This is a genomic window from Flavobacterium aestivum (genome assembly GCF_026870175.2).
GTDB classification, from domain to species: Bacteria; Bacteroidota; Bacteroidia; order Flavobacteriales; family Flavobacteriaceae; genus Flavobacterium; species Flavobacterium aestivum.
Map to the genome: position 1 here is coordinate 2,675,983 of NZ_CP113977.2, position 12,459 is coordinate 2,688,441.

A 12,459-nucleotide genomic window follows, 5' to 3' on the forward strand; every position below is an offset into this window, starting at 1 on the left:
TAGAGTATTACCAAAATAAAAAAACCCGAAATTTTCATTTCGGGTTTAAATTCTTGCGGAGAAAGAGGGATTCGAACCCCCGGACCTGTTACAGTCAACAGTTTTCAAGACTGCCGCATTCGACCGCTCTGCCATTTCTCCAGTATGTCGCTTTCATTATCTGATTGCGGGTGCAAATATAATAAGTTTTTTTAATTTACAATGTGTTTTTTGAAAATTTACTTAAAAAAATACAAATACCTCTTTTTTATAGGTGGTGGAAAGCAAAATTAAATTTTATCGATATCATATTTAAAATTTTATGCGATTAAAATTCAGTATTTTAAAATTGGTTTTTAGATAGGCTTGTTTTTTATACACTGATTTTAAAGAAAAAACCCGAAAAGAAATTTTTTGGTTTTGTTTTGAGATATAAAGCTATTGAAGAATTAATAAATTAACTAATTATAAAAATGTAGCTTAATTTGCTCTTTATTTTATGTTTATGTATTTATTTTCTTATTTTATTTTTCAATAATATAATTTAATTGAGTAATATTCATTTTATTTTTTATTTTTGTTTAGACTAAATATAAATAACAATGAAAAACTTTCTTATTGCTGATTCTGAAAACCTACACATAATCGGATTGAGATATACACTCAAGAAGTTTGTAAAAGCAGCAAACTTAACGGTAGTAAGCTCAAAAGATGAGTTGCTTAATCACTTAGGAAAGTATAAAGTGGAGTATTTAATTATCGATCCTAATAATATTTTTTTATTCTACGAAGACGATTTTAAGCATCTTAGAATGACTTATCCAAGTTGTAAAATCATCATCTTATCACATTTCAAAAACAAGCAAACGGTAAATAGTTTCCTTTGTGATAACATTAATGGTTTTATTTCTAAAGATTGTCAGGAGCAGACCATTTTTGATGCTCTATACAAGATTGAAAATGGTGAGCGTTATCTATGTCCGAAAACGTTAAATGGACTTATAGATGTATTGGTTTTGCCAACATCAGACACTAACGAAAAGCTTACTTTTAGAGAATGTGAGATTTTAAAACAAATTGCTCAGGGAAATAACGGAAAAAGTATTGCTTCGGAGCTTTTTATCAGTATCCATACTTTTAGAACTCATCGCAAAAATATTATGAAAAAAACAGGAAGGCATACCACTCCAGAGCTTATACTGTATGCTATTGAGAAAAAAATCATATAATTGCATTCAATTTATTTATTATTAAATAGGTTGCTTGAAAATAGCTTTCCAAAATTGCTATCAAGAAATTCCCATCCTCGAAAAGTTCTCTATCGTATACATTAGCTTGACTTATTGTAAAACTTAAGATTTCGCCTTTAGTATTAATGACGATATGTAATTTGAATCGATACAATTATCCCATTGTCGATTTGTCAATTTGAGTAATATCTTTAAAAACTTTATTCTGTTTGAATATTGCTTTGTATCAATTCAGCAAATCTTTTCTTTTAGATATTGCTGATGGAAGTCTTAATGACTTTCTAACTATGAAGGTTTTGATGCAATAATCAAAATTATTGCAAAATTCATCAATGCAACAACATATATCAGCATTTTGTACAAATCAATTATAAAATAATTTATTGTATAAAATACTGTTTATTAGTTGTTTAGTGTTATATCTATTCTTTTTTTGCATTCAAATTATATAGTTCCTGAAATAATAATCAAACTCAGTTTATCGGTTGTTTTATACTACAAATGAGGTAGAAACAGTACCTCATTTGTGCAACTTTATTTACTATTAATGTAGTATTGACTTTACTTTTTATCGAATCTACTTTTGCTTGAAAATCTTTAGAATGATTCTAAATAAAAAAAACAAACAATGGAAGCAAGACAAAAAATAAAGACAATTCAGCTGGAGAATGTATTAGAAAAAGATCATCATAAGCATATCTTTTCTAATAATAAAAAAGCCATTTCCCTTTATAAAAAGAGTATGAAAAAGGCAATAAAAGTAATTTCTGATCATTTGGAGAATAGAGATACGCCATTTACAGGTGCAAGTATTACTTCAATTAAGGAAAAAATAGATTCAATAGTTCTTGAAGATAATTATGAAGGCAAAAGTTTTGACTATGTTCTAGACGAATTAAAAGATATTTATCTTAACGATTGCATTCATTTTCACGATCCAAAATATATAGCGCATCTTAATTGCCCAATTTTAACACCTACGCTAGTAGCAGAAGCGTTTATTTCGTCCTTGAATTCATCAATGGATACATGGGATCAAAGTACCGGAGCAACTTTTATAGAATTGAAACTGATTGAATGGACAATAAAGAAGTTAGGCTATCCTAAAAAAGCTGATGGGATTTTTACCAGTGGAGGAACACAGTCTAATATGATGGGATTGCTCTTAGCAAGAGATCATTATATAAAAAAGCATTACAATATAGATCCTAAAATGGACGGACTTCCAGCAGATGCTTCTAAGTTTAGAGTTTTATGTTCAGAAGTAAGTCATTTTAGCTTAAAAAAGAACCTAAGTTTATTGGGATTAGGTCAGAATGCAGTAGTTCCTGTATCTGTTGATAAGGATTTTAAAATGAACATTCAGGCTCTAAAAAAAGTAATTCAGCAACAAAAAGATTTAGGGAATATCCCAATAGCAATTGTTGGTACTGCAGGAACTACAGACTTTGGCTCAATTGACCCTTTAATTGAAATCGCAGCCATATCAAAAGAAAATAAATTGTGGTTTCATGTTGATGCGGCCTATGGAGGTGGCTTATTAATAAGCGAAGAGCATAAGAATAAATTAGACGGAATAGAACTCTCAGATTCTGTTACGATAGATTATCACAAAACGTTTTACCAACCCGTAAGTTCAAGTGGTTTTTTTATGAGAGACAAGTCCTATGTTGACTACATAAAATACCATGCAGATTATTTGAACTCTAAAGAACAGGAAGACGAGGGGATTCCGAACATGGTTAAAAAATCAATACAAACCACTCGCAGATTTGATGCTTTAAAGCTATGGTTTACCTTAAGAATAATTGGTACTGATGGATTAAGTACCTATATGGAAAAAGCAATCGATAACGCACTTTTTACAGCAAATTTATTGAGAAACAGAAACGATTTTGAATTGATTCACCACCCGGAAATCAGCACAATCGTATTTCGTTACACACCTTGGAAAGCAGATGAAAGACCATTTTGCGGTTTAAACAGCTATATCCGTAAAGCGATTTTCAATGAAGGAAAAGCGATTATTACCAGCACCAAAGTGTATAACGAAGTATACTTGAAATTCACCTTACTAAATCCGCTTACAACTCCCACCGATATCGAAGAAATCATTGATTTAATCGTATCTCACGGTCAAGAATATTTACTAATAAATTAATTACTCATTATGGAAAATAAAATATACGATTTTATAGCAGTTGGTGTAGGACCTTTTAATCTAAGCCTTGCTTGTCTTACCGCGCCAATTGAAAACCTTGACGGTTTATTCTTTGACAAAAGTGAATCTTTCAACTGGCATCCAGGTATGCTCTTGCAGGATACAACGTTGCAGATTCCTTTTTTGGCAGATTTAGTTACTCTGGCTGACCCAACAAGTGAGTTTAGTTTTCTGAATTATATAAAAGAACAAGGCAAAATGTACTCGTTTTACATTCGTGAAAACTTTTTATTGTTAAGAAATGAATACAATCAGTATTGCCAATGGGCGATTAAAAAATTGCCAAATGTGTTCTTTAATACTGAAGTTTCAACTATAGAGTACGATGAAAATCTGGCAATTTATATTGTACAAACCACTTGTACCAAGACTGATAAAGTTACTTTTTACAAAACCAAAAAGCTTGTGTTAGGAACAGGAACTGCACCACATATTCCTAAATCCTGTAAATCTCTAAAAGGAAAAGCAATTCATTCATCAGGGTACATTCAGAATAAAGCGGCGCTTCAAAAGCAAAAATCCATCACGGTATTAGGAAGCGGACAAAGTGCTGCCGAAGTATTTAATGATTTATTACAGGAAATTGACGTTTATGGATATCAGCTTAACTGGATTACGCGTTCATCACGTTTCTTCCCAATGGATTATAGCAAGCTCACATTAGAAATGACTTCTCCAGAATATGTAGATTATTTCTATAGCCTTCCGGCAGAAAAAAGGGATTATCTGTTAAAAGAGCAAAAACTGCTTTACAAAGGAATCAACAAGGATTTGATAGGGGCGATTTTCGATACCATTTACGCTAAAAAAGTTGTAGCAGAAATTGATGTGAATTTAAGAACCAATGCAGCTTGCATAAAAGCAGATTATGATGAAGATACACAGTCTTTTGAATTAGAATTGCATCAGGTTGAACAGGATAAAAAATACCGTCATGTTACAGAAGCATTGGTTTTGGCAACAGGTTACGGTTATGAGCTGCCTCGTTTTATAGAAGGAATTTCATCGAGAATTCAGTGGGATGAAAAAGGACGTTTTGCTGCCAATAGAAATTACAGCATAGATACAAACGGAGGTGAAATTTTTGTTCAGAATGCAGAATTGCACACACACGGTTTTGTTACGCCAGACTTAGGAATGGTATGCTATCGCAATTCATACATTATTAAAGAAATGACAGGAGTAGAGCATTATAAGATTGAATCTAAAATTGCTTTTCAGGAGTTTGGAGTTGCTGTGTCTGAAGTTGTTGAGTCGAATGTGTTTGAAGAAATCTCATAATTACAAAGCGATGGAAATACAACAGAATAAGAGGATTTTAGCAATAGATATAGCTCGGGGAATGAGTGTGATTTTTATGATGCTGATTCATACCATGCTCATTTACGGAGATATTCCAACACAAACCAATTCAATTTTAGGAGAAATCACTTTATGGTTGGGCCGAGGAACAACTATGTTTTTGGTAAGTATGGGAATTTCGTTTGTGTTATCAAGAAGACAGAGTTTTCTAAAAGTATGCAGAAGAGGTCTATATATTTTAGCGATTGGTTACGGAATGAATTTCTTGAAGTTTCTGGTTCCAGAATTCATATTTGGCGGACTACCAGAAGCTTTTGTGAGCGCGTACGAATTAAAATCGGGGACATTAGAAACAGGAATATTCTTTTTGCTTTTGGGAGATATTTTACAATTGGCTGGCGTAACACTGTTTATAATGGGAACTATCAACCATTTTAGCAAAAGCAAATACGTTCCATTAATAGTTGCTTTGGCAATAATTGCAATTTCTAAAGAAATAAGCGGCTATAGAATCGGGATTGTGGGATTAGATTATATCTGCGATTTATTTTTCAGTGATAGGTTTAATGTGTATTTCCCGGTTTTTCCTTGGAGTGCCTTTATTTTACTGGGAATGTTCTTAGGAAGATGGTATAAAGAATTAGAGGAGAATCAAACGGTATTTTTTAGAAAAATGTTATTGCTTGGTTTTGTTTTTATTGCAATTGGCGGGATTCTAAATTTTACTAATTCTGAATATCATTTTGGAGATTATTATCACTTAGGTCCAGGTGGTAGTATTTTAATTTTAGGAGTCAATATGATTTTTTACTGGGTGGTAAATTGTATTGTTAATCTGTTTAAAGAAGATAATCCTGTTTTTAAGGGGCTTATTTTCTGTAGCAAAAATGTAACGAGTTTATATGTGATCCAATGGGTTTTGATCAATTGGGGAATGTATGTAATTGGTTTTTGGGAGCATGACCAAATCACGGTTTTATGTTTATTTCCGGTTGTTATAGGTTTGAGCGTCTCTATTCAGATTTTATACAATTCAGTTCGTAATCTATTGCGAGAAAAATGGATTAAAGAGCCAATAAATCAATTAATTAAAACAGTATAAAAATGAATTTATATAATGGAAAACCTGTTATAAAAGGATCGCTAAACCCCATTTATACAATTACAATTCCAGAATTTGGTACAATTGATTTTAGGCCTTTACAACTGGAAGTCGATACAGAAATTATACATGACTGGGTTAATCGTGATTATGCACAATATTGGGGAATGCAAGGTAAATCGCTAGAAGAAGTCCGAGCTGAATATGAAAAATTAAGTAGTGAATCGGATATTTTTATAGGACTCGTAAATGGAGAAGTTTCTTTTTTATTAGAACGTTATAATCCAAAACTGGACATCATAGGAAATTATTATCCTGTTCAAGATTACGATTGTGGTATGCACGTAATAGTTGCACCCTGCACGAAATATATTCAGCAATTTACATGGTATATTTTTTCTGGAATCATGAAATTTATTTTTAGTGATTTAAAAGTGCAGCGCATCTTGGTAGAACCAGATATTCGAAATGAAAAAATGTTTAAAATCTGTCATCGGGTAGGTTTTGTAGATTCAGAAGTAGTTTGCTTGCCACATAAAACCGCTTTGTTGGCATTCTGTAATCGTGACCAATTTATCAAAAAAACAAATTTATTTAACCTCAATTATATTGAAATGAATAACGAAAATCAAATAGAATTTCCGCAAAATGCCATAGCACATATACAGCCAGAAGTATGGGAAAAAGCAAATCGGCTATTGGTAAAAAAAGCAATTTGTGAGTTTTCGCATGAGCTTTTAATCAAACCGGTTTTAGAAAAAAGTGACAAAAATGGTAATCAGTATTCTTTGCTTTCAGATGATAATACTATAATATATGGTTTTAATGCCCAACAACTTGCATTGAATCATTTAAATATTGAGTTAAACTCTATTTCTAAAATCTATAAAGGTGAAAAAGCAGTTTTAGATGCAGTAGAATTTATTCGGGAGTTTAAAACAAGCTTGGGGATTTCAGATGAATTACTACCTTCTTACATCGAAGAAATCATAAGTACATTATACGGAAGTGCCTATAAATTATTAAAGGAAAATTCGACCTCCAAGTCACTAGCCAATTCAGATTTTCAGACTATCGAGCAGGCAATGATGGAAGGACATCCAGGCTTTGTTGCCAATAATGGTCGTATTGGTTACAACAGTATGGATTATAAAGCGTATGCTCCGGAAACAGGAAATCCGTTTAAAATTATCTGGCTCGCAGGTCACCGCGATAGAACTGTTTATGCAGGGACAAAAAAGCTGGATTATGATACTTTGATTCAGCAGGAATTAGGAACAGAAACGCTGGTACATTTTAATAGTATTATCGAGAAAAAAGGAGCCAATCCAAAAGATTATTACTTTATACCAGTTCATCCGTGGCAATGGTTCAATAAACTGGCCAATTTGTTTTCGCCGGAAATTGCCAAAGGAAAACTGATTTGTGTAGGTTACGGACCTGATTTGTATCAGGCACAGCAATCTATCAGGACACTTTTTAATTTAAGCAACCCTAAAAAGTTTTATACTAAAACCTCACTTTCTATACTAAATATGGGCTTTATGCGTGGTTTACCAGTGTTTTATTTGGGTACAGCTCCAGAAATGGCCGAATGGTTGGATCAGTTATTAAGCAAAGATGAATACTTGAAAAAAGTAGGTTTCGGAATGCTTGGCGAAGTTGCCTCTGTGAGTTACATCAATCCGTATTTTGAAGAATTTGGAAAACACAATCCGTACAATAAAATGATTGCTTCTTTATGGAGAGAAAGTCCGGTTGCTAAATTAGAAAACGACGAACAATTAATGACAATGGCGGCGCTTTTACATATCGATAAAGACGGAAAAGCATTGGTTTCAGAAATTATAAAAGCTTCTAATTTGTCTATCGATAATTGGTTAACGGAGTATTTTAAAGTATATCTAAGCCCATTACTGCATTGTTTTTATGAATATGATTTGGTTTTTATGCCACATGGTGAAAATCTAATTTTAGGATTAGAAAATCATGTTCCCGTTCGTTCATTTATGAAAGACATTACCGAAGAAGCTGTTATCCTAAATCCAGATGTTGTTATACCAAAAAATATAGACAGAATGTATGCTGAGGTTCCGGAAGACGTAAAATTGCTTTCTATTTTTATAGATGTTTTTGATGGTTTTTTCCGTTTCATGTCGGCAATTTTGGTCGCAAGCGATGGCTACAACGAAAATCGTTATTGGGAATTAGTGGCAGATTGTATTTCTGATTATCAAGAAGCAAACCCGCATTTAGCATTAAAATTTGAGCAATATGATTTGTTTGCCAATGAATTTCAATTGTCATGTTTAAACCGTTTGCAATTGAATAATAATAAAACAATGATAGACCTTGATGATCCGGTAGCTTTATTGCAATTTCTGGGAAAATTGCAAAACCCGATCGCGCCGTATAAAAAAATAATAGCTTAAACCCGCAACAGATGATTAATACTATAATAACTCATCCTGAAAATAAAGCCGTTACAGATATTGTTTTTGTGAAAACAATTCCGGGTTTAGGTGTTTTTGAGCTTCGTCCCATAGATTTAGATACAGATATTCCGCTGCTTCATAATTGGGTAAATCGTGATTATGCCGTTTATTGGGGAATGAATGGATTCTCTTTGCAGGAAGTATACGATTCGTATAGCAAAATTCTCGAAAAGACTGATGTTTATATGGGGATTTTTAATGATGAGGTTTCCTTTTTGTTAGAATGTTATAATCCAGAAGAAGATACTATTGGAGAATATTATCAGGTCAAAAAAGGGGATAAGGGCATGCATATTCTTGTGGCACCTTTTGAGAAATCGATAAGTAATTTTACATGGTCAATTTTTACCGTGATTCTGGATTTTATTTTTTGTGATGCCAATAATCAGCGAGTAATTGTTGAGCCAGATGCTCGCAATCATAAAATTCATTTGCTGAATAAGAAAGCAGGATTTGTTTTTCAGAAGATAGTCGAACTACCACATAAGAAAGCCCATCTCGAATTTTGTACCCGTAAAGATTACTACAAGGCTTTGCAGTCTATTTAAATTAAAAAAAATGGAAATACCAACTACAAGTATTGCGCATATAACCAAAAGCAATTGGGATAAAGCCAATGCAATTTTGCTAAAGAAAACATTAAGCGAGTTTGCCCACGAATTGCTTATTGTTCCAGTATTAAAAAGCGGCAATTCATACAGTGTATATTCACCAGACAGAATCTTCGAATATACTTTTGATGCATCAATTTTGGTCTTAAATCATTGGTCAATTTCGCTTCAGTCTATTAAAAAGAAAACAGTAAGTGGAGAAGAAGTACCGTTGCGATTATTAGAATTTTTAATTGAGTTTAAAGATGTTTTAGGAATTGATGAAAAGCTTCTGCCGACTTATCTGGAAGAAATTACAAGTACATTATACAGTACGGCTTATAAGATTGCAAACGAAAAATATTCATCTAAAGAATTAGTAGATCAGGATTATCAGGTAATTGAGCACGCAATGACAGAAGGGCATCCCTGTTTTGTGGCGAATAGCGGAAAAAATGGTTTTAATATCGACGATTTTGCTCAGTTTTCTCCAGAAGCAAATGCGCCTATGCAATTATTATGGTTAGCAGGGCATAGGAGCAGAGCGACATTTTCAGGAATTGAAGGCTTAGAATATAAAAAAGTTCTTTTTCAGGAATTGTCTTTAGAAACGATTGCTTCTTTTGAAGATTTAATGCATTCAAGGGGTTTTAACAGCAATGATTATTACTTTTTTCCAGTACATCCATGGCAATGGTTCAATAAATTAGCTCTTATTTTTGCACCGGATATAGCCGAAGGTCATTTAGTTTGTCTTGGTTATGGTGACGATAATTATTCTGCACAGCAATCCATTCGGACCTTTTTTAATACCAGTTCACCAGAGAAATTTTATGTAAAAACGGCACTATCGGTAATCAATATGGGATTTATGCGCGGTTTGTCTCCCTATTATATGGAAAGCACGCCAACAATTACTGAATGGGTTGCCGATGTGGTAGAAAACGATGCTTACCTACAACAAAAGGGATTTACATTGTTAGGAGAAGTTGCAACAATAGGATATCGTAATTTTTTATACGAACCACTGGGTCGAAGTCTTCCCCATAACAAAATGCTGGCCGCTTTATGGCGAGAAAGTCCAATTCCAAAATTATCCAAAGGACAAAGCATCATGACAATGGCAGCATTATTGCATGTTGACCAATCTGGAAAATCTTTTGTTTCGGAATTAATTAAACGATCTGGAATAAGTTCAAAATTATGGATAAAGAGTTATCTAAATGCGTATCTATCGCCTTTGCTACACTGCTTTTATGAACATGAAATGGTTTTTATGCCCCATGGAGAAAACTTGATTTTAGTATTTGAGAATCATATTCCAGTAAAAGCAATTATGAAAGATATTACAGAAGAAGTAATGGTTTTTAATACCAATATGGAACTGCCGGAAAAAGCAAAACGTATACAGATTGAGATGAATGAACCGTTGAAGGTTTTGTGTTTATTCAATGATGTTTTTCAGTTCTATTTCCGATTTCTTTCAGCGATTTTATCAGAATCAGAAACATTATCAGAAAGTGATTTTTGGGAGGAAGTCGCTAATTGTGTCTATGAATATCAGGAAACCCATCAACATTTAGAAGAACAATTTAAGAAGCATAATTTATTCGCTTCAGAATTTGATTCCTGCTGCTTGAATCGTCTGCAATTGCGAAATAACAAGCAAATGCTTGATTTAGCTTCACCAATAGAGAGTCTTCAATTTGTAGGGAAACTAAAAAATCCAATTTCTACATTCACACTTAAAACTAAATTTTCAGCTGTGCTTTAATTGCAGAAGAAATAGTTTATTATAATCAGTTTTCTTTCTAGATTTATATATTTGGAAAGGAAACTGAATTTTTGAATTTAAAAAATAGTTATGTTATATCTTGCAAGGTCAGTAAAGTCAATTCGCGGTGTATTTGATCGGTTTTTTGAAATTTTGAAAAAGGCAGAATCATTCGATTTTACATCAGGGAGCATCCGGAAAGCCATCATAATTCTGTCTATTCCGATGGTTCTAGAAATGGTAATGGAATCGGTATTTGCTTTAGTCGATTTGTATTTTGTTGGTCATTTAAAAGAAAGTAATCACGCCATTCAGATAGTTGGTTTGACCGAATCAGTTTTTGCGATTATCTATTCTATCGCCATAGGAATAAGTATTGCTACAACAGCAATTGTAGCAAGACGAATAGGAGAGAAAGAAGCGAAAGAAGCCGCAAAATCTGGCGTTCAGGCAATAGTTATTGCTGTAATTATTAATGTGTTGATTAGTATACCTGGTTTTATATTTGCTAAAGACATTCTGAGATTAATGGGAGCGTCCCCATCTTCTATAGTTTATGGAGCAGTATATACTCAGATAATGATTGCTGGAAGTGTAGTGGTGATGCTACTGTTTTTGATTAACGGAATTTTTAGAGGAGCTGGAAATGCGATTATTGCCATGAAAAGCTTATGGATTGCCAATATTTCTAATATAATTCTTTGTCCTATTCTAATAAACGGATTTTGGTTTATTCCACCCATGGGAATTATGGGAGCAGCAATTGCAACCACAGCAGGAAGAGCGATTGGTGTATTGTATCAATGTTTTTTTCTTTTTAACGGAAAAGGAATTTTAAAAATAAAATGGAATTATTTTATTCCGAATATAAACTTAATTAAGGCGATTATAAAGCTGGCCACTCCAGGTGTTTTACAATACGTAATTGCTTCATGCAGTTGGATTTTTCTAGCGAATCTTGTTGCAACCACTGGAGGGGATTATGCTTCGTCTGGGTATCAGACAGCAATTAGGATCATGATGTTTTTTATTCTGCCAGCTTGGGGACTTAGTAATGCAGCCGCCACTTTGGTGGGACAAAATCTGGGGGCAAAAAAAATCGAGAGAGCCGAAAAAGCGGTTTATAAAACAGCCAAATACAATATGCTTTTTATGGGGTTTATAATGCTAATCTGTTTTTTTAGCGCTCATTATCTTATTTCCTTTTTTACCAATGATGCAGCAATTGTAAAAATTGCTGTAAACGCTCTACAGATTATGAGTGTCGGCTTTATTTTTTATGGTTTGGGAATGGTTTTAAATAACACTTTTAATGGTGCAGGGGATACCTGGACACCCACTTGGATTAATATTTTTGGTTTCTGGTTGTTCCAGATTCCGTTTGCTTATCTTTTGGTACATCACTATAAATTAGGACCAATAGGTGTTTTTATCGCAATTCCAGTGGCAGAAGCGCTTATAACTATCTTGAGTTTGATTGTTTACAGACAAGGAAAATGGAAGAGGATTGTTGTTTAGAAGGAGGTGGTTTTTGAAAGAGTGTCAAAAAGTCAAGAGCCTTTAAGTATTAATGTTAAAAGGCTTTTGAGTTTTAAAGTTTCTTTTGAAATTCATACTAGTAGAGAAAGAGGGAATTGTATTTGTTTTATAATGTATTGAAGAGTTTATGTTTTTTCCTATTTTAGGGTCTCGCTTTTGCCCTCTCAATTTTGAGCTGTTGAATTTAGTAATTTTCTAAAGGAGATA

Annotated in this window: 8 protein-coding genes, 1 tRNA gene and 1 pseudogene; 8 read left to right on the top strand and 2 right to left on the bottom strand. The window is 33.1% G+C overall.

Annotation, left to right across the window (positions count from 1 at the left end; all coding sequences use genetic code 11):
• Positions 1–56 precede the first annotated feature (56 nt).
• Positions 57–141 (bottom strand) — tRNA-Ser (locus OZP08_RS11650).
• Positions 142–581: 440 nt separating this feature from the next.
• Here OZP08_RS11650 and OZP08_RS11655 point away from each other — a divergent pair.
• The gene (locus OZP08_RS11655; protein WP_281321894.1) at positions 582–1,208 is read left to right on the top strand and encodes a response regulator transcription factor; all 627 of its coding nucleotides are present in this window, start codon (positions 582–584) and stop codon (positions 1,206–1,208) included.
• 81 nt (positions 1,209–1,289) lie between these two features.
• On the opposite strand, the pseudogene OZP08_RS19730 reads toward OZP08_RS11655, so the two are convergent.
• A pseudogene (locus OZP08_RS19730) lies at positions 1,290–1,440 on the bottom strand (transposase); the annotation flags it as partial.
• 417 nt (positions 1,441–1,857) lie between these two features.
• Between OZP08_RS19730 and OZP08_RS11665 the strand changes: the two are divergent.
• The 7 genes from OZP08_RS11665 to OZP08_RS11695 all read left to right on the top strand — a co-directional run bounded on the left by OZP08_RS11665 (position 1,858) and on the right by OZP08_RS11695 (position 12,231).
• Positions 1,858–3,390: a pyridoxal phosphate-dependent decarboxylase family protein gene (locus OZP08_RS11665; protein WP_281321896.1), complete on the top strand. Its 1,533-nt coding sequence runs from the start codon at positions 1,858–1,860 to the stop codon at positions 3,388–3,390.
• 9 nt (positions 3,391–3,399) lie between these two features.
• Positions 3,400–4,731: a lysine N(6)-hydroxylase/L-ornithine N(5)-oxygenase family protein gene (locus OZP08_RS11670; protein WP_281321897.1), complete on the top strand. Its 1,332-nt coding sequence runs from the start codon at positions 3,400–3,402 to the stop codon at positions 4,729–4,731.
• Between the two features lie 10 nt (positions 4,732–4,741).
• The gene (locus OZP08_RS11675) at positions 4,742–5,854 is read left to right on the top strand and encodes a heparan-alpha-glucosaminide N-acetyltransferase domain-containing protein (RefSeq protein ID WP_268846265.1); all 1,113 of its coding nucleotides are present in this window, start codon (positions 4,742–4,744) and stop codon (positions 5,852–5,854) included.
• Positions 5,855–5,856: 2 nt separating this feature from the next.
• Positions 5,857–8,286: a GNAT family N-acetyltransferase gene (locus tag OZP08_RS11680; RefSeq protein WP_281321898.1), complete on the top strand. Its 2,430-nt coding sequence runs from the start codon at positions 5,857–5,859 to the stop codon at positions 8,284–8,286.
• An 11-nt stretch (positions 8,287–8,297) separates the two neighbouring features.
• Positions 8,298–8,897 (top strand): GNAT family N-acetyltransferase, encoded by a 600-nt coding sequence (locus OZP08_RS11685; RefSeq protein ID WP_268846267.1) that lies wholly within the window; start codon positions 8,298–8,300, stop codon positions 8,895–8,897.
• Positions 8,898–8,907: 10 nt separating this feature from the next.
• Positions 8,908–10,713: an IucA/IucC family protein gene (locus OZP08_RS11690; RefSeq protein WP_281321899.1), complete on the top strand. Its 1,806-nt coding sequence runs from the start codon at positions 8,908–8,910 to the stop codon at positions 10,711–10,713.
• 90 nt (positions 10,714–10,803) lie between these two features.
• Positions 10,804–12,231 (top strand): MATE family efflux transporter, encoded by a 1,428-nt coding sequence (locus OZP08_RS11695; protein WP_281321900.1) that lies wholly within the window; start codon positions 10,804–10,806, stop codon positions 12,229–12,231.
• The last annotated feature ends 228 nt before the right edge of the window (positions 12,232–12,459 follow it).

Excerpts from the sequence above, each read along its gene's own strand:
- OZP08_RS11655 (WP_281321894.1), top strand. The coding sequence starts at position 582 with ATGAAAAACTTTCTTATTGCTGATTCTGAAAACCTACACATAATCGGA.
- OZP08_RS11665 (WP_281321896.1), top strand. The coding sequence starts at position 1,858 with ATGGAAGCAAGACAAAAAATAAAGACAATTCAGCTGGAGAATGTATTA.
- OZP08_RS11670 (WP_281321897.1), top strand. The coding sequence starts at position 3,400 with ATGGAAAATAAAATATACGATTTTATAGCAGTTGGTGTAGGACCTTTT.
- OZP08_RS11675 (WP_268846265.1), top strand. The coding sequence starts at position 4,742 with ATGGAAATACAACAGAATAAGAGGATTTTAGCAATAGATATAGCTCGG.
- OZP08_RS11680 (WP_281321898.1), top strand. The coding sequence starts at position 5,857 with ATGAATTTATATAATGGAAAACCTGTTATAAAAGGATCGCTAAACCCC.
- OZP08_RS11685 (WP_268846267.1), top strand. The coding sequence starts at position 8,298 with ATGATTAATACTATAATAACTCATCCTGAAAATAAAGCCGTTACAGAT.
- OZP08_RS11690 (WP_281321899.1), top strand. The coding sequence starts at position 8,908 with ATGGAAATACCAACTACAAGTATTGCGCATATAACCAAAAGCAATTGG.
- OZP08_RS11695 (WP_281321900.1), top strand. The coding sequence starts at position 10,804 with ATGTTATATCTTGCAAGGTCAGTAAAGTCAATTCGCGGTGTATTTGAT.